We start from the raw sequence: 23,183 nt of genomic DNA on the forward strand, positions 1-23,183 counted from the left end.
CCGCCTAATCTTCTGCATCAAGGCCATAAGCGGTGTGAAGCACGCGCACAGCCAGCTCTGTCTCGTCCCGGTCAATAATTACGCTCACCTTGATTTCCGAAGTTGAGATCGCCTGAATGTTGATCCCCCGATCTGACAAAGCGCGAAACATGGTGCTGGCCACACCGGCATGGCTTTTCATGCCGACGCCGACAACGCTGATCTTGGTGATGTGGCTGTCAGTGATGATACGATTGAACCCGATATCCTCGCGCCGATCCTCCAGCAAAGCCTGCGCCCGCGCCAGATCGGCCTGCGGCACGGTAAAGGTCACATCGGTTTCGCCTTTATCGCGCCCGACATTCTGAATGATCATATCGACATTGATCGACGCATCAGCCAGCGGGGAGAATATATCGGCCACCGCGCCGGGTTTGTCAGGCACGCGGGTCAGGATGACTTTCGCTTCCTTGTTGTCATGCGCGATACCTGTCACGAGCTGGCGTTCCATTTCGCCTTTCTCCACCAATGCGTTCATTTCTTCTTCTGAGACAATCAGCGTGCCGGGCAATTCGTCCGCTGGCAGCGCATCATCGCCGCCAAAACTCGACAGCACCTGAATGCGCACACCTGCCTTCATGGCAAGGCCGACAGAGCGCGTTTGCAACACTTTCGCGCCGACACTGGCAAGCTCCAGCATCTCTTCATAGGTCACCGCTTTCAGCTTGCGCGCGCGGGCAACGATGCGGGGGTCTGTGGTATAAACGCCGTCCACATCGGTGTAGATATCGCACCGGTCCGCGCCCACAGCCGCGGCAACCGCCACCGCCGATGTGTCGGACCCTCCGCGCCCCAATGTCGCGATGCGGCCTTCGGGCGAAATTCCCTGAAAACCCGGCACCACGGCGATCTCACCATCTTGCATGGCTGCGACCATTTCAGGCGCGTCAATCGTATCGATCCGGGCTTTTGCGTGCGCTTCAATGGTTTTGACAGGAACTTGCCAGCCCAGCCAGCTGCGCGCTTTGCACCCCAGCGATTGCAAAGTGAGAGCCAGCAATCCGCTGGTCACCTGTTCGCCGCTGGCGACCACCACGTCATATTCGGCCGGATCGTGCAGTGCGTTGGCCTCGCGGCAGAAGTTGATGAGACGATCGGTTTCCCCGGCCATCGCGCTGACGACAACAGCAACCTCATCGCCGCCATCCCCGCGCGCAGCCTGAGCGCGCACAATGCCTGCGACGCGGCGAATGCGTTCGGTCCCCGCCATCGAGGTGCCGCCGAACTTCATCACAATTCTTTGCTTGGTGCGCGCCAAAGCGATCACACTCCTTGCTGGTTTGCCCGTGCGCGCGCTGCTAACGAGAGTTTATGACAAACGCAAACCCAACCACTGCTGCAAACGCAACCATTCGCCCCGATGAAGCCGCATTCTTTTCAAATCTTGCGCGCGACTGGTGGAATCCGAAAGGCAAAATGGCCAGCCTGCATCAGGTGAACCCGGTGCGGCTCAGCTTTATCCGCGATTGCATGGATGCGCATTGGCCCGATATGGCCGGCGCGGCGAAGCCTTTGGCGGGCAAGACGGCGCTCGATATTGGCTGCGGGGCAGGATTGGTGTGCGAGCCGCTCACGCGGCTGGGCGGCGATGTGACAGGCGTTGACGCCGCCGCTGACAATGTCGCCGCCGCGAGCGCGCACGCGGAAAGCACCGGGCTCAATATCCGCTATATGGCCGGCGAAGTGGCTAGCCTTGATATCGGAACCTTTGATCTGGTGACCTGCCTTGAGGTGGTCGAACATGTCGCGGACAAAGAGCAATTCCTGGCCGATGTCGCGGCGCGCCTTGCGCCTGATGGCCTTCTGGTCATGTCCACTCCCAATCGCACCGCTGCCAGCCGTGTGCTGCTGGTGGGTGCGGCAGAGGCTGTGGGCTATGTGCCCAAAGGAACGCATCACTGGCGCGATTTTATCCAGCCAGAGGAGCTGGAAGAATTGCTGGCCGCAGTGGGCCTAGAGGTTACAACCACACGCGGGATCGCTTTCAGTCCCGCCAAAGGCCTGCATCTTTCCGATGATGACACACTCAATTACATTCTGGCTGCGCGGCCTAAGGGTTAATTCGCGCCCCTTACCAGAGCGACAAATTCCGCAACATTATCGGTAAAGAACCCGTCCGCACCGCTCGCAATGGCGGCTTTCCATTGGCGCTCATACTGCCCATCGACAGACGGGCCGCCTTCCATTTGCAGACTGGCAGGCAGGAACCCGTTTTCTTTGCGCATCGTCCAGGGATGCACTTTAAGCCCGGCTGCATGCGCATTTTGGACAAGGCCCGTGGGCGCAAGGTCATCATTGATCACATGGCCAAGCCATGGGCCGATACCGTCGGCATATTGCGCGATTTCTTCAAGGCCTGTGGGCGACATCATATCGTCCCAGCGCATCTCGGGTTCGTCATAAGGGCCGCCTGTGGGCCGGATCAGCAGGATAAGCGGCGTATCAATCCGCTTGTTAAGGCGCTGCAAGGGACCAACCTCGAACACTTGCACAAACACGCGCGCATCCGCGCCATCCAGCCCAAGCTCGCGCAGTTTGACGACCAGCAGATCGACCATGTCGATCCCTTCCTGCTCGAGGATCCAGGTGGGATGCTTTAGCTCGGGATAAAGGCCGATTGTGCGCCCGGTCTCTGCCTCTTTCGCGCGGACCAATTGCACGATCTCGTCAAAGGTTGGCACTTGGTACAATCCGTTGAAGGCGGTGTTGGCCGGGCGGATTGCCCCGACCCGTTCGCGCGCGCGCAATGTGCGCAGTTCTTCAAGGGTGAAATCCTCAGCAAACCATCCGGCGACTTGCTGGCCTTCGATGGTTTTGGTGCGGCGGCGGTCTTCAAACTCTTCGCGGCTCGCCACATCAGTGGTGCCGGACAGCTCGTTTTCATGCCGGGCGACCAGCGCCAGATCCTTGGTCACCACCAGATCGGGTTCGATGTAATCCGCGCCCTGCTCTATCGCGAGCTCATAGGCTGCAAGCGTGTGTTCGGGCCGGTCACCCGATGCGCCGCGATGCGCGATAATCAGCGGATCAGACTGTGCCATTGCGACCCCCGGTAATGACAGCGCGGCTGCAAGCGCGACTAAGTAAAGTGTGCGGACCATTCATCTTCCTTAAAACCAACCAGAATGCCTTCGGGTGTTTCGACCACTGGCCGCTTAATCATTGAAGGGTTGTGAACAAGCAATTCTACAGCCTTGTGACTGTCTGATGCGTCCGCCTTCTCGCTTTCGGACAGCTTGCGAAACGTGGTGCCGCGCTTGTTGAGCACGGTCTCTACGCCTTTATCCGCGATCCAAACGGCAAGTTTTGCAGGGTCCGCGCCTTCCTTTTTGTAATCGTGAAAAGTGTAGGCGATGCCTTCTGCATCGAGCCATACACGCGCCTTTTTCACCGTGTCGCAATTGGGAATGCCGTAAAAGTGGTTCATGGTTTGTGTCCTTGTGTCGGTGCCAGATGCGCATCGGCAATCGCGGCGGCAAGCGCATCGGCGGCATCAGCTCCCGCTGGGTTAGAGCCGGGCAACAGCACTTTGACCATGGCGGCGACCTGCGCTTTGTCTGCGCCGCCTGTTCCTGTGACCGCCTGTTTGACCTTGCGCGCCGCATGCTCGTTTACTTCCAGACCCGCTGCCCCGCATGCGGCCAGCACCGCCCCGCGCGCTTGGGCGAGTTTCAAAGTGGATTGGGGGTTTTTGTTCACAAACACTTCCTCGCAGGCTGCCCGGTCCGGATTGTGCGCAGCGATCACTGCCGCAATGCCCGTTTGAAGCACAGCAAGCCGCGCGGCCATGGGTGCTTTGGCATCGGTCGGGATCTGGCCATTGGCGAGGTGAGAAATTCGCGATCCCTCTGCGCGCACCACGCCCCAGCCGGTGCAGCTTAGGGAAGGATCAAGGCCGAGGATAATCAAAACGCCCGCCCGCTCAGCAAAGCCATCACCCCAGCCCCACGGTCAAGCCCAGCCGCCATGCCGCCGCCAGCAAAAAGGCAGAGCCCAAAGCGGCCGCAAAGGCCCATTCGCGCCAGCTCACCAAACACACTCATAGAGCGCGATCAAACGTCGAGCTTTTCCATCACCGCATCGGGAATCTCGTAATTGCCCCACACCGTTTGCACATCGTCATCATCGTCCAGAGTGTCGATCAGCTTGAGCAATGTGCCTGCGCCTTTTTCGTCCATCTCGACCGTAATGTTGGGCTTCCACGCAAGCTTAACCTCTTTCGCCTCGCCCAAAGCCTTTTCCAGCGCCGAGGATACTTCGTGCAAATCCTCAGCAGCGGTCCAAATCTCGTGGCCATCAGCGGAGGATGCAATGTCTTCCGCGCCCGCTTCCAAAGCGGCCTCCAGAACTTTTTCCTCATCCCCCGCTTCTGCGCCGTATTCGATAAAGCCGAGCCGCTCAAACCCGTGCGCAACCGATCCTTCGGTGCCCAGATTGCCGCCGTTTTTGCTGAAAGCGGTGCGAACCGCAGTGGCGGTGCGATTGCGGTTGTCGGTTAGCGTTTCGACAATGATCGCGCTGCCGCCGGGGCCGTATCCTTCATAGCGGACCTCTTCGTAATTCTCATCATCGCCCGCGCTCGCTTTATCAATCGCGCGCTGGATGTTGTCCTTGGGCATGGATTGCGATTTCGCGGTGTTCACCGCGAGCCGCAGACGCGGGTTCATATCAGGGTCGGGCGTGCCCATTTTCGCTGCCACGGTGATCTCGCGGCTGAGCTTTGAAAACAGGTTGGAGCGCTTCTTGTCCTGCGCGCCCTTGCGGTGCATGATGTTTTTGAATTTGGAATGGCCTGCCATGGGTATCTCTTGCCTTGGGCTAAATGGAATGGATTTCGCTTAAGCAATGGCAGTGCCGCAAGCAAGCTTGCCCCTCACTTTCGGTGATGTTTTTGGTCTGTACCGCGATGTCGCGCGCTTTGGGCTGCGCCCGGCTATGGCGGCGGCGACCATTCCGATGGGTGCGGGGTTCGCCATCTTGTTTGGCGCATTGTTCGTGCTCGATTGCTCGCTGGTGATTGGGCTTGAAACCCTCACCGCCAGCATTGCGGCGGCTGGCCACGCCTTTCCCGATCCCATTCAAACCGAATTTTCATTCAGCCAAGATTTTCTCAACATGGTGCTGATCGCGCCGGTGTTGGAGGAAGCGCTGTTTCGCGGCTGGCTGCGCGGGCAATTGGCGGCTTTGCGATTTGCCGGGATTGCGTGGATCGCCTTTGCGCTGGTGCTGGTGTCTGAATGGCTGGGCTGGGCAATGCTGGGCAGCGTCACAGGCATCGCGTTCATTCTGGTACTGATCGGCCTGTTCCAATGGATCGCCACGCGCAAAACTGAAACTGAGGTGCCCGCCTGGTTCAAACGGCATTATGGCAAGCTGGTATGGGGCAGCACCATTGCTTTTGGCCTTTCGCATCTGGTCAATTTCGAAAGTGTCACCAGCCCGGTGGATGTAATGCTGGTTGCATCGCAAACGGTCGGCGGATTGGTGCTTGCCTATACCCGGACGCGGTTGGGCCTTGGCGCTGCCATAGCCCAACACGCTGCGTTTAACCTGCTGATTTTAAGCGATGTGGTGATGTGGGGGTGAGCGAAAACGCAGCCCCTTATCCCATGCCAAGCGCGTTTTTATACGTTTCCAGCACCATATCCTGTTCGCTGCGCTCATCCGGTTTCATTTTGCGCAGTTTGATGATCTGCCGCATGATTTTGGTGTCGTAACCCACCGCTTTTGCCTCAGCATAGACATCGCGAATATCATCGGCGATGCCTTTCTTTTCTTCTTCAAGGCGTTCGATGCGTTCGATCAAAAGGCGCAGGCGGTCATCGGTGGCTTCGGCCATCTGGGAATGTCTCCGGTCAAAATGGGGAATCAGTTGAGCGGGCGATAGAAGCCCTTTTTCGCCTGCGGAAGCCTCAATTGTGAATAAGGCTGTGGCTAGCCAGCAGCTTAGTGCAAATCAGGATCGTTTTTCGCCACGCTGGCTTTCATCGCGGCCAATTGGTCATCACTTGCAGGGGTCTGCCGGGTGGCTTTCCATGTCTCTTGAGGCATGCCGTGAATAAGCTCGCGCGCGGCGGCTTTGTCGCCGTCAAATCCGGCATCGCGGATCCAGTCAGCAAGGCAATTGCGGCAGAACCCGGCAAGCCCCATCAGTTCAATATTCTGCGCATCGTGGCGGTGCTGCAAATGCTTGACGAGACGGCGAAAAGCAGCGGCGGCCACTGCGTCATCGAGCTGACTAAGACCGGCTTGTGGATTTTCATCGGGCATGGTTGGGCTTTTCCTTGAGTTGAAATTTTGATGTGCCATAGCCGCAGACGAACGAGCCACCCAGAAGGGATCACGCGGCGGCATGACAAAAAGCGATCACACACGAATTGACCCGCGCGGGCGCAAGGTCAAGATTTTGGCGACAATTGGCCCGGCCAGCCGCTCGCCTGAAATGCTGCGCAAGCTGTTCAAAGCGGGCGCGGATGCGTTTCGCGTCAATATGAGCCACGGCAATCACGCCGATCACACCGCCGCTATCACTGCGATCCGCGCGCTGGAAAAAGAATTTGCCCGGCCCATCGCGATCCTTGCCGATTTGCAGGGGCCAAAATTGCGCGTCGGCACATTTAAGGATGGCAAAGCGGTGATCCGCCATGGCGGACATTTCACGCTCGACAGGGATGACACGCCCGGCGATGAAACCCGCGTGTGTCTGCCGCATCCTGAATTGTTCGGCATTATGGAGCGCGGGCAAAGGCTGCTGATCAATGACGGCAAGATCCGCCTGATTGTGAAAGAGGCGGACGATAACCGCATCTTTTGCTCAGCCGAAGTGGGCGGGGTCATCTCGGACCGCAAGGGCGTGAATGTGCCCGATGCCGAAGTGCCGATCCCCGCGCTTACCGAAAAAGACCGCAAGGATCTCGCTTTTGCAGTGGAGCACGGGGCGGACTGGATCGCCCTGTCATTCGTGCAGCGGCCCGAAGACATTGCCGAGGCGCGCAAACTGATCGCGCAGCACGGCTCTATCGGGCCGTCTTTGTGCGCCAAGATTGAAAAACCCCAGGCAGTCAAACGGCTCGATGCGATTATCGAATTGTCAGACGGCATCATGGTCGCGCGCGGTGATCTTGGGGTGGAGCTTGAGCCGCATGAGGTTCCCCCGCTGCAAAAACGCATCGTCAATGCCAGCCGCAAAGCGGGCAAGCCGGTGATCGTGGCCACCCAAATGCTCGAAAGCATGATCGAAAGCCCGATGCCCACGCGCGCAGAAGTGTCCGATGTGGCCAATGCCGTTTATGATGGCGCGGATGCGGTGATGCTGTCTGCGGAAAGCGCGGCGGGCGATTGGCCGGAAGAATCGGTCACCATGATGCACCGGATCGCAACCCAAGTGGAAAGCGAAGAGGGATACCGCGAACGCATCCGGTTCCTTGATACACCGCCCGATGCGACCACATCGGATGCTCTCGCGCACAGCTGTATGACGATTGCTGACACCGTGCCGATCAGCGCGATCACCATTTTCACCGCCAGCGGATCAACCGCGCGGCGCGTGGCGCGTGAGCGGCCCGGCACGCCGGTCCTCGTGCTCACCCCCAGCATGCGAACCGCGCGGCGCGTGGCTTTGCTATGGGGCACACACGCTGTTGCGACCAAGGATATCGGCAGCTTTGAAGAGATGATCGCTAAAGGCAAACGCATGGCCCTGCGCCACGGATTTGGCACGGCGGGATCGAAACAGGTGGTGCTGGCAGGCGTACCGTTTGGAACGCCGGGCGCAACCAATTTGCTGCATGTGGTTACCTTGTCAGGTGATGAACTCGACAAGCATAAGGGGTGAGATGGCAGCCCGCCGGGCCCACCCTATTAATAAACCACTGATGTTCCGTAATCATTGCCAAACAGCAAGTCGTAGTTGAGCTCCTGCATCCCCAAAAGAAGATTCGACTGCGTCATTGCGTAGGTTTGGGCGGCTTTCATTTCGAAGTATTTGGTCGCCGCTGCCTCGTAAAACTTGGTCTGGCTGGAGAGAGAGCCGCGCGCAATGCGGCTACGTTCATTTTTCGGAAACACATCCATACTCGGCAGTAGGCCTCGAATAACTATCATGCGCGCAGCCCCGCCCCATTCGACAAACGTCTGTCGCGGCATTTCGAACACATTCATCGCAAACTGGTCGCTGCCTCTGTTCTTTTTCGCGAGCACGAAGGCAACGCCATCCACTCCGTTCAAATCTGTCGGTGCAAAAGCAATGCGAAAATCGCTTCCGTCGAGAGATTGCCAGGCTTCAATCTTTTCATATACGGGGCGCGACTTGAACTTTACGCCAAAATATTTCTCCATCGCCCCAATAGTTCCTGCGAAATTTGTGACATCATATTTTGGCCCCGTCTGACCTGATGCAAATCGCGGCGATGCCGGATCATTGGGCTTTTGCGTCGCCCACCATTGCCCCTTCTTGGGCCATTTTCCCGCCACAGAAAGATTAGCAGGCGGTGTGTAGCTGCCTATTTTATCAGAAGATACTCGCTGGTTCGATGAACGCGATTGTTGTTCGCTGTTAGCCGCCAATTGCCGGGCCGGCGCATTGCCTGATCCGCTCCAATTGGCCGAAAGAAGAGCATCCGATTTCGTCAGACCGGCCGCATTGCGCGCGAACAGGACATGCACCGCATCACCGGCGGCGCGTGCAGCAAAGACGACATCTCCATCTTCGTTCATGCCATTACCGCGCATAGTCGCGCGCGCCCCAGTGCCGCGCATCTGGTGCTGATCAACATCCACCCACATGATCGCCAACGCTTCGAGCAAAGCCTCCTCACCCCAGGATGCGCTTTTGATGGGCAGTTTGCATGAACAGCCCGCCTCAAGCTCCGCCCGGCTTGCAACGCGCATGGTCGCGCCATTCGGTCCGCTATACACATCGCCTACATCGTTATTGGACACAGCCTGCCAACCTGATGGCGGCGCTGCCTCCGCGCTTGAACAGGAAGCAAGAGCGAGCGATGAGGCCGCGAAAAGCGCGACGGAGAGTTTTGCCATGATTCGATCCCTAAATCCGATCGGAACTTCTAAACTCAAATTGCACTGTTATGATTTGCGATAGAACATTCCGGCGTCCATCGGTTCATTCTATGAGACGAGACGCGCGGCAATGCGCGTCCAACAATTCAAGCGCCAATCGCCGCACCGCCAACGGCTGTGCGACACTGGCAATTATGGCTGCGGTTTGATCCCTGTCTGGCGGCTTGTCTGGCGGATCACCATGGTTTGCGCCTTCCTGCTCCAAAGCCCATTCGAACAGGTCCATCGCATTCACTTCGGGTTTGAGACGGGATTGCATCAAAGGCTCATGGACTGGCGGGATGGCGCGCTTGTCTACGCCGCTTCAATTGCCGCGCAAGCGGCTGCGGAAACCCTGTTTCGCGCTGGCGAGCCGGGTGTCCATCTCTTTGGCCACACTGGCTGAGAACCTCGACAAATCCTTGACCCTTGGGCTGGCAGCAGCTGCCACCATGCCTTCGACGCTTTGCGCGACACTGCGGCCCAGCAATTCGAGACCCGGCGCACCGTTCAGAGCGCCGATCGCCCATTGCTGGCCTGCCAGGCTGGCATGGTCAAAAATCGCCATGGGCATATGGAAATACCCATCCTTGGCAAAACGCGTCCCCCAGCTGTTGCGCACCAGATAGGTCTTGTTTTCAAGGTCATAGCCAACCACCAGCATCGCATGGCGGCCATGCTGATGCGCGGTCCCGCCTCCCGAAGACCCGCCCTCAGGCAAAGCCATCACATCTGTGCGATGCGCCGATATGTACGCCTCTCGCGGCAATTCGACCGCGATGATAACCGGAACCTCCTGCGCGATGATATGCGTGAGCGGAGTGCCTTTTTGCACCTCAGCAAATTCGATCCCGCGATAACTCTGCGCGTTCTCATAACACGCCTGTGTGGGCGCATCATTGATAGTGGTTTGCGAAAACGGCCACATACGCGCCTCGCAGATGCCCTGCGCGAGCAAAGACGCGACGGCGTAATGGACAAAGGTGCCCTGATCCTGCGGCTCTTGCCCATGGAACAGCCGGGCATTGTAATAATTGAACAGACGCGACAGATCCTGGACCGAATGGCCTTCTTTGCGCTGGAGCAATTCAAGCGCGCCCACCACGGCATTGGCAACGCAGCTATTGGTGCGCTGTTGATCTTCGATAGGGCTGCAATGTTTGCGCAAGTCCACGCGCGGCGGCAGGGCTGCGCCAGCCCCGGAAGCGCCGGCGCTAGACATCGCATCACTACCGCCAAGGCTGCGCAATTGCGGCGCATCATTGTATTCGGGATCAATCAGGCAGCCCGTCAGGCTGTATTCGTCAAATTCGCTCATCATATCTCTCCCATCATGCAAGGTGGCTGCGCTGATGCTGTCATCGGTTAAATTTTTCAGGGCAAACATCAGCATCGGGCGGGTGATCGAGATGCAATTGCTGCGGCCGCGCCACCCCGTTCGCGTCCATAAGGGTGAAGTTGATGTGGCACGCGCCATCCCACCGCATATTGGCAGACGCGCTGCCGAACTGGTTGGAAAAGGTGAACCGCTGCTCGGGCAGATTGCCGCTTAAGGTGATGGGATTGCCCATGTCATCGGTGTCGCTCGTTTCGAACGATCCATCGGGCGCGACATAAACCTGCGTGCCCTCGCCTGTATCATCGATCCACATCCCGCCCAGATATTCATACCCTTCATAATCCGGGCCATCGCCGCCTGATGTGCTGCTGGTATAATCGCCAGAGGAGCTGCCAGAAGTGCCGCTGGACGTGGTGGTGGTGTCGCTTCCGCCCCCATCATCCGAAGGGCCAGGCAGAGCGATGATCAGACCCACAAACGCCATCAGGGCAAGACCAGCACACCCGCCCACAACCGCGGGCACGGGGATTTTCGTGGGCTCAGGCGGGGGCGGGATATGCTTGCCTTTGTCGATATCCTTGGGATCGGGGCGTTTGCCGCCCTTGCGCACATTGCCGCCCGCCCGGACGCCTGTTTGCCCGCCCGCCCGGCCGCCTGTTTGTTTTAGAGCCTCATCCAAAGCTGCGCGATATTGCGCAACTGTTTGCGGGCGAGAACGCGGGCTGTTGGCCAAACCCTTGCTGATAAGGGCTGCCACACCATCGGGCACATCGCCGCGCGTGCCGCCCAGATCGCGCCCCTCATCGCGCGGCAGCACTTCCATCAGCATTTCGTAAAACATCACCGAAAGCGAATAGAGATCAGCCGCCGGACCAGCGCCAGCGGCATTGGTCTTTTGTTCCTGCGCCATATATTCAAATGAGCCCATCGGCCCTGAACCCGTCGTCAAGGCAGGGCCGGGCGCGCGGGCAATGCCGAAATCGAGGATTTGCAACGGCGCACCATCCCCGCCGGGTTCGCCTGTAAAGATCACATTTTCCGGCTTCAGATCGCGGTGAATTATGCCCAGCTCATGCGCGGCTTCCAAACCGTTCAGCAGCTCTTTGATGATTTTGGCGACCACCGGAAAAGGAATGTCGGTTTTCAATCCTTCCTCATCGCGAAAATTAAACTTGCGCCGCAGCCATTCGCGCATGGACAGCCCATCGACAAATTCCATCGCGACAAATGGCTGGCTTTCAAACACGCCCACATTGTGCACCGCGACCACGTTTTTGTGGCGGATGGTTTGGGTCAGCACGCCTTCTTGCACCAGCTTGTCGCGCGCGGCGTCATTGACCAGCAATTCTGACCGGATCAGCTTTAAAGCGATGTCGCGTTCCACCCCGCCGCTTGGCCGGTCTTTCGCTTTATAGACGACGCCCATGCCGCCTTGTCCGATCTGTTCGGTAATCTCATACCGGCCCGCAAACACTTCGCCCGGCTCCAAAAGCAGCCGCTTTTGTTCTTTGGGCATCATGCCTTCGGGCAGAGCGGTGCCGATGCTGCCGACCGTATCGCGCGAACGAAAAGCGGTGTTGCACTGGGTGCAGAAATTCGCGTCATCGTCGTTCTGAGTCCCGCATTGGGGGCAGGTCTTCATGGCGTTTGCTCCTTTGCGGCGGGAATGCGGGTGAACATCACGCGGTTGATCGTGTTGCGCTGGCGGCGCATGGAAACTTTCAATTTGAGAGCGCCGGGCTGGCTCACAATCGGAGTGATCACGTCACCTTCTGCGAGCGGCACCAGGCTATCGACGGTGTGGGTCTGATCGTTCACTTTCAGGCCAAACTTGGCCGCGACATGCAGGACCAGCCGTTCGTTCTCGATATAGACCTCGAAATGCCGCCGCGAGATTGCGCGAGACAGGTTTTCATCAATCGCGCCGTCTGCATCCATCGCCAGCAGCCGCAAATCGGTGTTGCCGCCTTCACCCCTGCGATAATCGCGGCCAAACACCAGCATGGCATCGGGAGTGACGATCGGCTGATCGCTGGCCGGGGCGTGCGCTTTGGCAAAGCCTGCGAATTCAAACCTGGCAGAACGCGCAATATGTTCGCGCCCATCAATTCCGCGCAGGCCCATGCGGCGTTCCTCGATCTCCTGGCGTTCAACCTTCATATCAATGGCTTCGATTGTCCGGGACATGCCGCCCTGCCCTCCATCAGGCAGTTTCACCTGAATGATCGCGCCGCGTTGATCCTCGCCATTGATCTGGATGTTTGAACCGGGCTGATGGCTGGTATCAGGCACGTCGAGCAGAACGCTGGTGGCATAGGCAAATTGCTCCTCGCGCGCGCCATATTGCGAGGCGACGACCCACATGATTTCAATCTTATGCAGGCCGTGGCGTTCAATCTCGCAGGCGGCAACCGATGCTGATTTGCGCTCTTCGGGGTCCAGCCCTGCCCAGCCCAAACGTTCCTTGCGCCATTCGCCGCCTTCACGGCTCCACAGGCTGCGGACATAGATTTTGCGATCGACCTGCGATCCGTTGACCAGTTCAAACGGAACAGTCACCGATCCGCCGACGCTGGCTTTCATCTGCGCGCCCACCGCGATCTGCAATTGCGGGTGGACACACACGGGGCAGTGCCCGCTTTCATTGACGATCCCGCCACATTTGGAAAACGCCATACAGCGCAGCAGCGGCTTGCCGCATTGGATGCAAAACGTCGCCTCGCTGTCTTCGAGCGCGCTGCCAATACAGCACGACCGCCCGCGATTGTGAGAGGCGGGGTTTAGGCCAGGATGCGCCGCAGGATCGCTCAAGGATGGCATCGCGCTGCTCCCCTCAATTTCTGAGCTGGGTGCCGCAGGTTTTGCAGAACTTGGCTTTGGCCGAATTGACCGTTTTGCAATTGGGGCATTCAACGCTGGCCGCTTCAGAGCCGCCGCTGCCTGCATCGCCTTTCCCGCCCAGCCCTGCTGCCATCGCGCCGCCGCCTTTCATGCCGGTGGCAAACATGGCGTGTTCATGATCGCGGCTTTCTGAAGTCAACTCGCGCGCCAGTTTGATCATCTCATCGGCATTGCGGCTTTCCGCTTGCGCTCTGGCGATGGCAACTTGCGCTGCGCTTTCGGATACGCCGGGCATATATTGCGCCAATTGTTCGGGCGTCAGGCGGCCTGCGGCCATCATCTTGTTGATCTCGTTCTGAGATTCGGCCTCCTGCTCCATCATGCGGACGCTGGCTTCGCCTTTGGCTTTGGCGACTTCTATTTCATTGAGGCGTTCCAGATTGCGCGCGGCCAGATCCTGATAGTCGCGGGTTTCGTCAATTTTCTGGTCGTGATCCTTACCCTGCGTGTCGCGATTGATATCTTTGACGTCCGCTGCGTGCTTGGCGTCCTCTTTTTCCTTTTTGCGCCGGGCATCATCCTCGATATCCTGACGTTTGAGCCGGAAATCGTCCCTGAGAACAGTCAGTTCCTGCTCAACCTTCGTCTGCGAAATTTTCGCTTCGGTTTTGGCAGTCGCATCCTCAATTTCGCCCAAAGCGATCTTGGTCTTTGCAGCGTTTTCAGCCAGCACCACGCTCGCCTCATGCTCCAGCGCTTCCATTTCCTGCCTGCGCGCATGGGTTTCGCGCGCATCGATAAAGCCGGTTTCGCTGTCGAGCACCATCAGACGCAATTCATCATCATTGGCGCGCTCAAGCTTTGCCAGATCAAGCTCGTTATTCAGCATAAACGCGGTGGAATCGGCTTCGCGTTCCACCTGCCGTTTGAGCAGCTTTAATTGATGATCTTTCATCGCCTCATCGCGCTTGACGCGGGCGAGTTCAAAGTTTTGCCGCTCCACTTCATTGGTGGCGAAATTGGCTGTCGCGCTGCGGGCCATCACACCAAGATCGCCCAGAATGCGCTTGGCTTCTTTCATCATGTCGGCCTGGATCTGATCCTGCATCCCGCGATTGCCGCGAATTTCATCAGCGTTGTGACGGCTCAAAATGCTGCCAAACACCCGCTCGCGAAATTGCGGTTCAATCCGGGCGACAACATCGCCGACAAGCAGCGCCTTGCGCCCTTTGGAAGCATAACCGCCTTTTTCATCCGGATCGCTTTCATTGCGCGCAACCCCGCGCATCAGGCCCAGCGCATTGGTGGGCATGTCGGGATTGATCTGCATTTCGAACGTGGCTTCGCCGACAATCTCGACATTGTCTTTCGACATGCCGCGCACGGGGATGGTCGCGGTGAAGGGTTTGAGATCAACCAGCATGATCTCATAATGGTGCGATCCGCCGATCACGCCTTTCAGGTTTTCCCACACCCCGCCAATGGAAAACTGCGTGCCTTTATAGCCATCCACGATTCCGCCATCGCGAAACAGGATCGCGCCAAGATCAGCGGGCGCAGCAAAGCGTTTTTCAAAAATGGTTTTCAACTGGCTCTGCCGGACAAATTCGGCGAGCATATTCGGGTCGGTCAGGACAAGCGGTTGCGATGACATAGGATTTACGCCTTTTTCCATTTCTTTTCAGCGATAAAGCGCCAGATCTGGTAGCCGATAACAAAGGCCACGATGACACAGCCGAGCGTGTGTTCGGTGAGGAGGTATTGGACCTTGCCGGCGGTGCCGGCCTGTTCGAGCTGGCCGCTGATCCGGCCAACACCCAAAACCGCGCCGGAAAACCCGGTGACGAGCGTGATAAGCGACATGACGAAAGTCGCCGCCGATGCGAGCCTGCTGGCGAGCGTCATGGGCTCCTTGGCCGCTTTAAGTGCAGCCAGAGCCTCTTCACGCTCACGTTTTTCCAGCACATCCTCGTGGCGTTCGCCCGCTTTGATCTGCTCTTTGCGTGCCTTTTCATCGACACTGAGAAAATCGGGCTGCGCCTTTTTGTTGCGGTCTGCCGATGCCGCAACGGTCAGATTGTAAGCGCGCCTGCGCCACCAGCCGATCAGCGCGAGCACCACCCACAAAACCGCAAGCGCAATCACGATGCGGAACAATATGTCGATAAAGGGCCATGCATCGGGCGGGATGCGATCAATCGCCTGGCTGACGCCATCCTGCGCGGCGCGAAGGCCCTCTGCTGCCTGATCCTGCATTGAACTCAAAGCCCCCTCCTTCATTGATTGGCGTTGCTAACGGTGTTTACATCATCTGTAAAGTATTATATCCGCATTTCATGATCTATTGTTTATCTTGCTACGAATATGAGTGCGGATGCAATAGAACTAATTCACTTTTTACTTGGATTGGCGCGCAGAATTACTGCTCCCAATTCTTCATTGGGAGGGAATAATGGCTCCGCCACTAACTTCGAACGACATAAATGCCTTCAATCCTACAAAGCGTAAGGGGAGCGGAAACCGGCTCAAATTTTTTTCAGATGTGTTTCCGTACCTGCTGGTTCCGGTGATTGTGTATTGCGCGATGGCCGCATTTGCGGGCGATCAGATCAGCTCTGACGCTCCGGCGATTGCGCGGACTTTGGACAGTGCCGCGATGACAATTCCGATGCTGTCGGGTGTCACCATGCAGATCACCTGGGGCGAATTGATGGTGATTTTTGCGGTCGCGTTTCTGTTTGTCGAAGTCATCAAATCAACCAACACCGCCTCTGCCGGCATCGTGAACCACATCTTGTCGATGCTGTTATTCGTGTTTTGTCTGATGCTGTTTTTGATGCTGGAAAGCTTTGCCACCGGCACGTTCTTTATCATCACCGCCATGGTGCTGGTTGATGCGCTGGCCGGTATGGTCGTCACCATCATCTCTGCCCGCCGCGACTTTGGTGTGGAGGGCTTTTGATTATGGCACGCTTTAGGGGGGCCTGCACGCACTGCCATAACGGCGATAGGTGCGGCCATGCTTGGGCAGGTGCTTGGGGGTGCGCGTTCACTCCCCAGCTGAGCCGGGTTGCGGTGGATCACAACCGGATGGTCGCCCAAAGCGCAGATGAGCTAACCTTGCTCAATATTGTGCGGGCGAGCAGGCGTTATCCGCTGCATTTCACCACTGTCACCGAAGTGCAGGGCAATGCCCGCCTTGCGCTGAATGCAGGCGTGGGCGTGACCCTCAGCCCCGGCAATGATCCGGTGGATGCGAGCGCTGGCACGGGGATTTCGACCAATCCCAATTTTCGCGCAACGGTGCTTGCCACCGATGAATTCCAGCGCGGCATTCAGGCGCCTATCCCGTCAGAGCTCGCGGCCTATTATCTTGATGCAGGCTGGCGCGATGAACAGCTGATGGCGCTGATGGTGGAACGGGTGGAGGCGTACCGCGATCCGGGTGACACGGTGCCCGCTTTCACCATCATCAACGATCCGTATCGTGGGGGCGAATTTGCGCGATTGTTATGCACGCACGGGCTGGTGTCAGAGCCGACGTCATCGTCCGTCCCGCTCGCGCAGTTTGGCGAATTGTTCGACAAGGACACGGTCAGTGACAAGGACACAAAGCCAAGCGACAGACGCGCGGAAATTGCCGAATTGCTCAAACTGATATCAAGCGACGGGGTCAAGCTAACTGGCGACACTCTGGTTATCGAAGGGTCGACCAATTCGGTGCGCATTGCTGAGCGTGACAGGCCGCGCTGCGATGGCATTACCGCTGATCCCAAGCTTTCCGGATACATTCTGCGCCCCCGGCTGCGATCAACGCTGGGGCTGATTTACTTTCTGGGCGAATATGTTCGGTTAAGCCGCGAACTGGGCGCAGATGCGGTGTACCGTGTGCCATCCTGCTATGGCGATTGTTCGCCCGGCTCGATCCTGTCGCGCCCGATTATTGATCTCAAACAAGGCGGCGGCAAAGCGCTGATCGCGACCGAATTTCGAGGCAGCCGGTTCTTTATCAGTGCAGCCGAAGAAGCGGCCGATCCGCCATCGGGCGAAGCGCAGGCACGCAGTCTTCAGGTGATCGCGCTGGTCCAGCAATTGGTCAACCTGCAAAAAAGCGCCGACACTTTGCCCGCCTCGCTCAGCGTTACGGGCGTGAATTGACGGGGGGCAACTGCATTTACCCCACCATACGCTTATACAGCCATGCGCGCGTCGCGGTCCATCGCCGCTTAACAGTGGCAGGCGAGCTGCCGGTAACCTCGGCGATTTCATCAATCGTCATGCCGCCGAAAAAGCGCATTTCAACAAGCTGCGCCCGCTCGCGGTCAACCTCGGCCAATTCTGACAAAAGCAGATCAAGCTCTATGAGATCAACCGGCGGATCCTGCGCCAGACCTGTTACAAGGGTAACCTTTTGGTGCGCGCGTTTATCCGCAAGCTTGCGCCGAGCATGATCGATCAGGACATTGCGCATCACATGGCTGACCAGCGCGAGCACACGCGCGCGGGTCATCGTGCCCATGCCATCCAGATTGATGATGCGCACAAATGCCTCGTTCACCAGATCGAGAGCGGCAAGCGAACAATTGTGCTCCATCGCCAGCCGCGAAGCCGCGATCCTTTCCAGATCGGGCTGGATTGCGCTCAAAAGCGCTTCGTCAAACTGCACAAGCCCCCCTTGGCCTTTCCCCCGTGCCCAGCCCCGATTTGACGCTGGCGGTGCAAAAGGTAGCATGGAGAGGATTTGCGGCAAGGGGGCAGCGAGCAGCCAGCGGGCGATAGGGCCCTGGGAAATGCTGCAAGCAGGGGGACAGATATGACCGAGGCATCGCGCGATATTGAAGCGATGGCGCTGATGGAACAGGCGCTTGAGCAGGCCAAAGGCACGCGCCGGGCATGGATCGAGGCGCAGGCCGGGACCGATCCGGCGATCAAGACGCGCGCGCTCGAATTGCTGGACGCCAGCGAAGCGGCATCACAGCGCCTTTCCACTGGCGCTGTGGGCGCGTTGGATGATGATGCTGACACCGCCCGCATGCCGGAACGCATTGGCGCTTACAAAACCATTGAAATGCTGGGCCAGGGCGGGATGGGCGCAGTGTTCAAAGCGCAGCGCGATGCGGGCGATTTTGACCATCTGGTCGCGATTAAGCTGGTGCGTCCGGGTATTTTGTCCCCCCGCTTTGTTGAGCGATTTGAACGCGAACGCCAGATCCTTGCTGGGCTTTCTCATCCCGGCATTGCGCGGCTGTATGACGGCGGCACCACCGATGCAGGCGGGCCGTATATCGTCATGGAGTTTATCGATGGCGTGCCGATTGATGATTGGGCGCGCAGCAATGCGCTTTCTCTGGAGGCGCGGCTAAAACTGATCCGCGATGTGTGCGCTGCGGTAGGATTTGCGCATCAGAACTTGATCATTCACCGCGATCTCACTCCCAATAATGTGCTGGTGACACGCGAAGGCGAACCCAAGCTGATCGATTTCGGCATTGCAAAACCGCAAGACGATGGCGGCGGGGGTGAGACGCCCTCCTCGCCTGCCGCATCCTCCTCGCTGTCTTCGCTCAGCCTCACACCGGGCTATGCCGCGCCTGAACGGTATACGGGCGCACCCGCGACCACATTGAGCGATATCTATTCAATCGGGAAATTGCTTGCCAAGCTCGCCGAACGCCATCGGCCAGACGCCGATCTGCGCGCCATTATCGACAAGGCGGCAGCCGATGATCCGGAACAGCGTTATGCCACCACCAGCGATCTTGCGCGCGATCTGGACCGATATGCGCGCAATTTCCCGGTCAGCGCCCGGCCCGCCAGCCGCCGCACGGTGATGGCAAAATTTTATGAACGCAACCGGCTGCCCGTGCTCGCCAGCGCGGCTGGCCTTGCTGTGCTACTGGGCGCGCTTGCCACGGCAGGCACCGCCTATTTCCGCGCAGAAGCCGCCCGCGCCGCCGAGGCAACCCGCGTTGAGCAATTGCGCGAGCTTGCCAATTACATGCTGTTTGATCACAATTCCAAGCTCCAGACCGTCGTCGGCAACAGCGCCGCGCGCGCGGACCTTGTCGACAAGGCGCAAAGCTATTTGCTGACGCTTGAAGCGTTAAGCGATGAGGATCCCAGCCTTAAACTCGATGTGGCGCTCGGCTTTATTGAAATCGCGCGCATTCAGGGTGTGGCGGGCTTTCCCAATTACGGCGATCCTGACAGCGCGCTTGAAAATCTGGGCAGGGCCAAGGCGTTGCTGACCGAAATCGATCAACCGCGCAAGGCCGAGATCGCCGCAGGGTTTGGAACATTGCAAGCGTTCACATCCGTCACTCTCTTGCATGGCAAAGGGAAACCCGAAGAGGCCAAGGCGGCATTTGCACAAGGTCTGAGCGCTTTGGATAAAGTGCCGGAAACCAGCCGGAACGAAGCCTGGCTGCGCGCGCGGGCGGAATTGCGCCGCGCTCAATTGGAAAACGCAGATCTGGGAATGGATCGCACGTCGATGGAAGCCGCGCTCGATGCGTTTGGAGATGAGATGGCGGTCTGGCCCGAAGACTTGCGCAATTCGCGCTTTGGCGATTTTAACGCAGCAATCTTCGCCTATTACGCAGCCACCCGGCATTCTTTGGGTAACGAGGCGGATTACGGGCGGGCGGTCGCGGAATTTTTCGAAACGCTGGACAAGTTTGATGCCGTTCTAAAACGCGAACCCAATGATCCGATTGCGCTGTATTGGAAATCTTGGGCAGCTTATTACGGCGGTGCCATTGCGCGCCAGACCGGGCGGGAGCCTGATGCGATTAAGCTTTTGGAAACCGCAACAGGCACCATTCGCCAATTGCGACTGATTGAGGAGAACGACGAATCGCTGGTGTTTTTCGCCAACACTTTGACGCAGGAACAGGCCGCTCTTGATGCGCGGCTGGGCCGATTTGATGAGGCGATTGATCGCCAGCAAAAAGTGATCGACCGGCGCGAGGAAGTGAGCGCGCAGACCAATCGTTCGCTCAGCAATCTGCGCGATCTGGCCTATGGCCGAATGGTCCTTGCCGATATTGCCCGGCAAGCGGAGCGGCGCGCCTTGGCGTGCGACAATTACACCAAGACGCTTGATGCGATGAATGAAATTGCATCGCGCGGACAGCAGCTTGGCTATGTCGAGGATTTGCGGCTGCATCTCGAAACGAATGTGACATTGTGCGATGCGGGCGCGGCGGTGAGCGAGTTTAAGGGGCCGGATTATAATCCAGGTCCGAACGCATCTGATGCCGAAAGCGAAACGCCCTAACCTGCCGCTTTGCCAAGCCGCGCGCGCGCCTCTTCCTCTCCGATCAATGGCAGCAATTCGCCCATATCCGGCCCGTGGTTCATACCCGTCAATGCCTGACGCAGCGGCAGGAACAGCGTCTTGCCTTTGCGTCCGGTGCTGGATTTGAGCGCGCCCGTCAGCGCGGCCCACGGATCATCGCCCCATTCCAGCGCAGCAAGCGCCTGCGCCAAATATTCCCGATCTTCGCCGGTAAATTCGGGCTGATCAATCGGGCCTGTGACTAGACGCCACCATTCGCCCACTTCACCAAGGCTTGCGATATTGGGCTGGACTGCGTGCCAGCCTGCCTCATCCATCCCGCCGGGCAAGCGGTCCTTCACCGCGTCATAAGGCATCGCATGGACAATCGCGGTGTTCACCCGCTCCAGCTCAGCATCATCAAACTTGGCCGGCGCACGGCCAAAGGTGGACAGATCAAATGTGCCGAGCAACACGTCTCTGTCAGCAATCGGCTCCACCGGCAGCGATGTGCCCAGCCGCGACAGCAGCGCGATGATGGCTTCGGGTTCAATATGCTTTTCGCGAAACGCATCGCAGCCGAGCGATCCGAGCCGTTTGGACAGCTTGCCCTCTTTACCCACCAGCAAAGCTTCATGCGCAAAATCGGGCACTTTTGCCCCCATGGCGGTGAACATCTGGATTTGGACCGCCGTGTTCGACACGTGATCTTCGCCGCGCAGCACATGCGTGATGCCCATATCGACATCATCAACAGTGCTCGGCAGCATATAGAGCCACGATCCATCCGCGCGCCGGATCACAGGGTCCGAGAGCAAAGCGGGGTCAAACTTGGCGGCCCCTCGCACGCCGTCATTCCATTCGAGCGGCTCTGCATGATCGAGCTTGAACCGCCAATGCGGCGCAGTCCCTTCTGCCTCTTTCGCCGCGCGCTCAGCGTCGCTTAATGCCAAGGCTGCACGGTCATAGATGGGCGGTTTGCCCCGGCCCAATTGAACCTTGCGTTTCAGCTCCAGTTCCTGCGCGGTTTCGTAAGCCGGGTAAATGCGGCCCGCATCGCGCAGGGCATCAAAGGCTGCCTCATACCGGTCAAGCCTTTGCGACTGGCGTTCCTCTCGGTCCCAATGGATGCCGAGCCAGTCCAGATCAGCGCGGATCGCATCGACATATTCTTCCTTGGAGCGCGCAGCATCGGTGTCATCGATGCGCAGGACAAATTGCCCACCCGCTTTTTCGGCGAGCATCCAATTGTGCAAAGCGGTGCGGATATTGCCGACATGCAGGCGGCCAGTGGGAGAAGGGGCAAATCGTGTGACAGTCATGGCCGCGAGCGTTAGAGCGCGCAGGCCCTGCCCGCAAGCGGTTCAGCCTCCGGAAAACTCTGCCGCAACCAGATCGGCGCTGGCGTCCCACAGGGCATCGATCCGCTCAGGCCGGATAAGGCCGGTTAATGCCTGGTCAAATCCGGTGCGATCGCGGCGGGCTGTGCACGTGATCATTGCGCCGAGCGCTGCCTCATCATGGCTCATCAATCCGCAGCAAAACCGCGAGACATGGATGTTTTCAGGCCATGAACGCATCACGGTTTTCGCCAGCGCGAGCGATTTTGCTGCCGCATCCATGCTGCCCAGCCTGTTTGCAAGTTCGGGCACGGGATCACGCTTGGCCCGTTCATGCAGCGCGATGATGCGCACCGAATAGACAAAGCGCGCAGCGATCGGATGAAGCGCGCTGATGCGGGGCGGCTCGCTCAGCTTGGCGATGATTGCATGGGCGGTGGTAGAACGGCTTTGAGCCATGATGTGCGGGCCTTTTATTGCGTATCGATTTGTTTCGCATCGACAGGCACACCATGACTAAGTTGCAAACGCTTCGCAATAGCTAAAACCGGCTCTACCCGGTAATGATGCTATTTCGGGCGGATCGAAAAGCTGTGATCGATATAGATGAACACCTCGGTCTCGCTCGATTGCTGCCAGTACAGATCGCCATCAAGCCCGGTGATATCCACGCCGTAATCGCTGCCAAACATGGCGGCATAGCTGGTGGCTTCCTTCGCGACATGGCGGACCACATCGGAGCGGTATTGCTCAGGATCATCAATCGCGAGGCCCGTTGTGCCGATATCAATGAAGGACCGCCCGGTTGCAGGCACCGATTTCACAAACGCTTTGATCGCCTCAGCTGTGGACCTCACCGAAGGATCACTGCCGCGCAGGGGAATGCGGGCATAGATCTGCACGCGGTTGGTATCGGGCCGGTTGCCCCCCATCAAAGGCAATTGGCGCATATTGGCTTTGGTAACAGGTTCAAGCTTGTACCGGCCGGCGACCATGGTGATCCCTTCGGCATCAGCCCGGTCGAGCGTCGCGCCCAGCATCTGGAACAATTCTTCAACGCGTGCCTCGCGGTCGCGCGAGATCGGAACTGACGAACAGAGGCGTGACGAAATAATCCGCCTTGCGTGTCACGCCGATGGCAGCGGGGCCATTGTTGGCTGAGAAATAGGCATTGCCCGCCGAACGGTCCTGACGCGCGCCAGTGACGACAATGGTATCCTGCGCAAAGACCGGCATGGCAGTCGCCATTGCCGCGATAGTAATGATGAGCTTTTTCATGAATTTCCCC

At 58.3% G+C, this 23,183-nt stretch carries 25 protein-coding genes; 6 read left to right on the plus strand and 19 right to left on the minus strand.

Translation table 11 applies throughout. The features are described from left to right. Positions 1 to 4 precede the first annotated feature (4 nt). Positions 5 to 1,270, minus strand: coding sequence for an aspartate kinase (locus tag AC0V6L_RS03950; protein WP_486148384.1), 1,266 nt, complete (start codon positions 1,268 to 1,270; stop codon positions 5 to 7). Positions 1,271 to 1,350: 80 nt separating this feature from the next. Between AC0V6L_RS03950 and ubiG the strand changes: the two genes are divergently transcribed. Continuing rightward, positions 1,351 to 2,100 carry a bifunctional 2-polyprenyl-6-hydroxyphenol methylase/3-demethylubiquinol 3-O-methyltransferase UbiG gene (gene ubiG, locus AC0V6L_RS03955; protein ID WP_486153105.1) on the plus strand — a complete coding sequence of 250 codons (750 nt, stop codon included), beginning with the start codon at positions 1,351 to 1,353 and terminating at the stop codon, positions 2,098 to 2,100. On the opposite strand, the gene AC0V6L_RS03960 is transcribed toward ubiG, so the two are convergent. From AC0V6L_RS03960 to AC0V6L_RS03975, 4 genes are all read right to left on the minus strand, one after another. Further along, on the minus strand, positions 2,097 to 3,140 hold the full coding sequence (locus tag AC0V6L_RS03960; protein WP_486153106.1) for a glycerophosphodiester phosphodiesterase: 1,044 nt from the start codon (positions 3,138 to 3,140) through the stop codon (positions 2,097 to 2,099). The genes ubiG and AC0V6L_RS03960 overlap by 4 nt on opposite strands. Next, on the minus strand, positions 3,119 to 3,466 hold the full coding sequence (locus AC0V6L_RS03965; RefSeq protein ID WP_486153107.1) for an ArsC family reductase: 348 nt from the start codon (positions 3,464 to 3,466) through the stop codon (positions 3,119 to 3,121). Before AC0V6L_RS03965 ends, AC0V6L_RS03960 begins: the two co-directional genes overlap by 22 nt. Continuing rightward, the gene (gene ruvC, locus AC0V6L_RS03970; RefSeq protein WP_486153108.1) at positions 3,463 to 3,948 is read right to left on the minus strand and encodes a crossover junction endodeoxyribonuclease RuvC; all 486 of its coding nucleotides are present in this window, start codon (positions 3,946 to 3,948) and stop codon (positions 3,463 to 3,465) included. Before ruvC ends, AC0V6L_RS03965 begins: the two co-directional genes overlap by 4 nt. Before the next feature lie 143 nt (positions 3,949 to 4,091). After that, entirely contained in the window at positions 4,092 to 4,838 is a 747-nt protein-coding gene (locus tag AC0V6L_RS03975; RefSeq protein ID WP_486148394.1) for a YebC/PmpR family DNA-binding transcriptional regulator, read from the minus strand. Between the two features lie 46 nt (positions 4,839 to 4,884). Here AC0V6L_RS03975 and AC0V6L_RS03980 point away from each other — a divergent pair, with 46 nt between their 5' ends. Continuing rightward, positions 4,885 to 5,625 carry a CPBP family glutamic-type intramembrane protease gene (locus tag AC0V6L_RS03980; protein WP_486153109.1) on the plus strand — a complete coding sequence of 247 codons (741 nt, stop codon included), beginning with the start codon at positions 4,885 to 4,887 and terminating at the stop codon, positions 5,623 to 5,625. A 16-nt stretch (positions 5,626 to 5,641) separates the two neighbouring features. Here AC0V6L_RS03980 and AC0V6L_RS03985 read toward each other — a convergent pair whose 3' ends face one another. Next, positions 5,642 to 5,878 carry a DUF2312 domain-containing protein gene (locus AC0V6L_RS03985; RefSeq protein WP_486153110.1) on the minus strand — a complete coding sequence of 79 codons (237 nt, stop codon included), beginning with the start codon at positions 5,876 to 5,878 and terminating at the stop codon, positions 5,642 to 5,644. A 107-nt stretch (positions 5,879 to 5,985) separates the two neighbouring features. After that, on the minus strand, positions 5,986 to 6,309 hold the full coding sequence (locus tag AC0V6L_RS03990; RefSeq protein WP_486153111.1) for a DUF1244 domain-containing protein: 324 nt from the start codon (positions 6,307 to 6,309) through the stop codon (positions 5,986 to 5,988). A gap of 82 nt (positions 6,310 to 6,391) precedes the next feature. Between AC0V6L_RS03990 and pyk the strand changes: the two genes are divergently transcribed. Then, the gene (pyk, locus tag AC0V6L_RS03995) at positions 6,392 to 7,873 is read left to right on the plus strand and encodes a pyruvate kinase (RefSeq protein WP_486148404.1); all 1,482 of its coding nucleotides are present in this window, start codon (positions 6,392 to 6,394) and stop codon (positions 7,871 to 7,873) included. Positions 7,874 to 7,899: 26 nt separating this feature from the next. On the opposite strand, the gene AC0V6L_RS04000 is transcribed toward pyk, so the two are convergent. The 7 genes from AC0V6L_RS04000 to AC0V6L_RS04030 form a co-directional block, all read right to left on the minus strand. Beyond that, positions 7,900 to 9,075: a hypothetical protein gene (locus AC0V6L_RS04000; protein WP_486153112.1), complete on the minus strand. Its 1,176-nt coding sequence runs from the start codon at positions 9,073 to 9,075 to the stop codon at positions 7,900 to 7,902. Between the two features lie 85 nt (positions 9,076 to 9,160). Beyond that, the gene (locus AC0V6L_RS04005; protein ID WP_486153113.1) at positions 9,161 to 9,376 is read right to left on the minus strand and encodes a hypothetical protein; all 216 of its coding nucleotides are present in this window, start codon (positions 9,374 to 9,376) and stop codon (positions 9,161 to 9,163) included. Positions 9,377 to 9,421: 45 nt separating this feature from the next. Further along, the gene (locus AC0V6L_RS04010) at positions 9,422 to 10,417 is read right to left on the minus strand and encodes a C1 family peptidase (protein WP_486153114.1); all 996 of its coding nucleotides are present in this window, start codon (positions 10,415 to 10,417) and stop codon (positions 9,422 to 9,424) included. A gap of 37 nt (positions 10,418 to 10,454) precedes the next feature. Further along, the gene (locus tag AC0V6L_RS04015; protein WP_486153115.1) at positions 10,455 to 12,077 is read right to left on the minus strand and encodes a protein kinase domain-containing protein; all 1,623 of its coding nucleotides are present in this window, start codon (positions 12,075 to 12,077) and stop codon (positions 10,455 to 10,457) included. Next, positions 12,074 to 13,246, minus strand: coding sequence for an FHA domain-containing protein (locus AC0V6L_RS04020; RefSeq protein ID WP_486153116.1), 1,173 nt, complete (start codon positions 13,244 to 13,246; stop codon positions 12,074 to 12,076). The genes AC0V6L_RS04015 and AC0V6L_RS04020 overlap by 4 nt, the downstream gene beginning before the upstream one ends. A gap of 22 nt (positions 13,247 to 13,268) precedes the next feature. Beyond that, entirely contained in the window at positions 13,269 to 14,930 is a 1,662-nt protein-coding gene (locus AC0V6L_RS04025) for a zinc ribbon domain-containing protein (protein ID WP_486153117.1), read from the minus strand. A gap of 5 nt (positions 14,931 to 14,935) precedes the next feature. Further along, positions 14,936 to 15,541, minus strand: a complete 606-nt coding sequence (locus tag AC0V6L_RS04030; RefSeq protein WP_486153118.1) for a hypothetical protein — start codon at positions 15,539 to 15,541, stop codon at positions 14,936 to 14,938. Positions 15,542 to 15,860: 319 nt separating this feature from the next. Here AC0V6L_RS04030 and AC0V6L_RS04035 point away from each other — a divergent pair, with 319 nt between their 5' ends. Beyond that, positions 15,861 to 16,238, plus strand: a complete 378-nt coding sequence (locus AC0V6L_RS04035; protein WP_486153119.1) for a hypothetical protein — start codon at positions 15,861 to 15,863, stop codon at positions 16,236 to 16,238. A 128-nt stretch (positions 16,239 to 16,366) separates the two neighbouring features. Next, positions 16,367 to 17,434, plus strand: coding sequence for a hypothetical protein (locus tag AC0V6L_RS04040; protein ID WP_486153120.1), 1,068 nt, complete (start codon positions 16,367 to 16,369; stop codon positions 17,432 to 17,434). Positions 17,435 to 17,450: 16 nt separating this feature from the next. On the opposite strand, the gene AC0V6L_RS04045 is transcribed toward AC0V6L_RS04040, so the two are convergent. Next, positions 17,451 to 17,942 carry an ECF-type sigma factor gene (locus AC0V6L_RS04045; protein ID WP_486148424.1) on the minus strand — a complete coding sequence of 164 codons (492 nt, stop codon included), beginning with the start codon at positions 17,940 to 17,942 and terminating at the stop codon, positions 17,451 to 17,453. Between the two features lie 147 nt (positions 17,943 to 18,089). Between AC0V6L_RS04045 and AC0V6L_RS04050 the strand changes: the two genes are divergently transcribed. Beyond that, on the plus strand, positions 18,090 to 20,555 hold the full coding sequence (locus AC0V6L_RS04050; RefSeq protein ID WP_486153121.1) for a serine/threonine protein kinase: 2,466 nt from the start codon (positions 18,090 to 18,092) through the stop codon (positions 20,553 to 20,555). On the opposite strand, the gene gltX is transcribed toward AC0V6L_RS04050, so the two are convergent. The 4 genes from gltX to AC0V6L_RS04070 form a co-directional block, all read right to left on the minus strand. Further along, the gene (gltX, locus tag AC0V6L_RS04055; RefSeq protein ID WP_486153122.1) at positions 20,552 to 21,877 is read right to left on the minus strand and encodes a glutamate--tRNA ligase; all 1,326 of its coding nucleotides are present in this window, start codon (positions 21,875 to 21,877) and stop codon (positions 20,552 to 20,554) included. The two genes, AC0V6L_RS04050 and gltX, sit on opposite strands and share 4 nt — an antisense overlap. Positions 21,878 to 21,919: 42 nt before the next feature. Further along, a complete protein-coding gene (locus AC0V6L_RS04060; protein WP_486153123.1) occupies positions 21,920 to 22,354 on the minus strand; it encodes a DNA-directed RNA polymerase subunit beta' in 435 nt (144 codons plus the stop codon). A 110-nt stretch (positions 22,355 to 22,464) separates the two neighbouring features. Continuing rightward, positions 22,465 to 22,935, minus strand: a complete 471-nt coding sequence (locus AC0V6L_RS04065) for a hypothetical protein (RefSeq protein WP_486153124.1) — start codon at positions 22,933 to 22,935, stop codon at positions 22,465 to 22,467. Positions 22,936 to 22,948: 13 nt separating this feature from the next. Further along, positions 22,949 to 23,173 carry a hypothetical protein gene (locus tag AC0V6L_RS04070; RefSeq protein ID WP_486153125.1) on the minus strand — a complete coding sequence of 75 codons (225 nt, stop codon included), beginning with the start codon at positions 23,171 to 23,173 and terminating at the stop codon, positions 22,949 to 22,951. Positions 23,174 to 23,183 lie beyond the last annotated feature (10 nt).

The organism is Erythrobacter sp. JB1-15, assembly GCF_057365035.1.

Bases quoted from the DNA above. Each gene is read 5' to 3' on its own strand.
- AC0V6L_RS03990 (WP_486153111.1), bottom strand. From the start codon at position 6,309: ATGCCCGATGAAAATCCACAAGCCGGTCTTAGTCAGCTCGATGACGCA.
- AC0V6L_RS04035 (WP_486153119.1), top strand. From the start codon at position 15,861: ATGGCCGCATTTGCGGGCGATCAGATCAGCTCTGACGCTCCGGCGATT.
- AC0V6L_RS03950 (WP_486148384.1), bottom strand. From the start codon at position 1,270: ATGAAGTTCGGCGGCACCTCGATGGCGGGGACCGAACGCATTCGCCGC.
- ubiG (WP_486153105.1), top strand. From the start codon at position 1,351: ATGACAAACGCAAACCCAACCACTGCTGCAAACGCAACCATTCGCCCC.
- AC0V6L_RS04025 (WP_486153117.1), bottom strand. From the start codon at position 14,930: ATGTCATCGCAACCGCTTGTCCTGACCGACCCGAATATGCTCGCCGAA.
- AC0V6L_RS04070 (WP_486153125.1), bottom strand. From the start codon at position 23,173: ATGAAAAAGCTCATCATTACTATCGCGGCAATGGCGACTGCCATGCCG.
- AC0V6L_RS03975 (WP_486148394.1), bottom strand. From the start codon at position 4,838: ATGGCAGGCCATTCCAAATTCAAAAACATCATGCACCGCAAGGGCGCG.
- AC0V6L_RS03965 (WP_486153107.1), bottom strand. From the start codon at position 3,466: ATGAACCACTTTTACGGCATTCCCAATTGCGACACGGTGAAAAAGGCG.
- AC0V6L_RS03960 (WP_486153106.1), bottom strand. From the start codon at position 3,140: ATGGTCCGCACACTTTACTTAGTCGCGCTTGCAGCCGCGCTGTCATTA.
- AC0V6L_RS04015 (WP_486153115.1), bottom strand. From the start codon at position 12,077: ATGAAGACCTGCCCCCAATGCGGGACTCAGAACGACGATGACGCGAAT.
- AC0V6L_RS04050 (WP_486153121.1), top strand. From the start codon at position 18,090: ATGACCGAGGCATCGCGCGATATTGAAGCGATGGCGCTGATGGAACAG.
- AC0V6L_RS03980 (WP_486153109.1), top strand. From the start codon at position 4,885: ATGGCAGTGCCGCAAGCAAGCTTGCCCCTCACTTTCGGTGATGTTTTT.
- AC0V6L_RS04065 (WP_486153124.1), bottom strand. From the start codon at position 22,935: ATGCTGGGCGCGACGCTCGACCGGGCTGATGCCGAAGGGATCACCATG.
- AC0V6L_RS04010 (WP_486153114.1), bottom strand. From the start codon at position 10,417: ATGATGAGCGAATTTGACGAATACAGCCTGACGGGCTGCCTGATTGAT.
- AC0V6L_RS04060 (WP_486153123.1), bottom strand. From the start codon at position 22,354: ATGGCTCAAAGCCGTTCTACCACCGCCCATGCAATCATCGCCAAGCTG.
- AC0V6L_RS04040 (WP_486153120.1), top strand. From the start codon at position 16,367: ATGGTCGCCCAAAGCGCAGATGAGCTAACCTTGCTCAATATTGTGCGG.
- AC0V6L_RS04000 (WP_486153112.1), bottom strand. From the start codon at position 9,075: ATGGCAAAACTCTCCGTCGCGCTTTTCGCGGCCTCATCGCTCGCTCTT.
- gltX (WP_486153122.1), bottom strand. From the start codon at position 21,877: ATGACTGTCACACGATTTGCCCCTTCTCCCACTGGCCGCCTGCATGTC.
- pyk (WP_486148404.1), top strand. From the start codon at position 6,392: ATGACAAAAAGCGATCACACACGAATTGACCCGCGCGGGCGCAAGGTC.
- AC0V6L_RS03985 (WP_486153110.1), bottom strand. From the start codon at position 5,878: ATGGCCGAAGCCACCGATGACCGCCTGCGCCTTTTGATCGAACGCATC.
- AC0V6L_RS04005 (WP_486153113.1), bottom strand. From the start codon at position 9,376: ATGCAATCCCGTCTCAAACCCGAAGTGAATGCGATGGACCTGTTCGAA.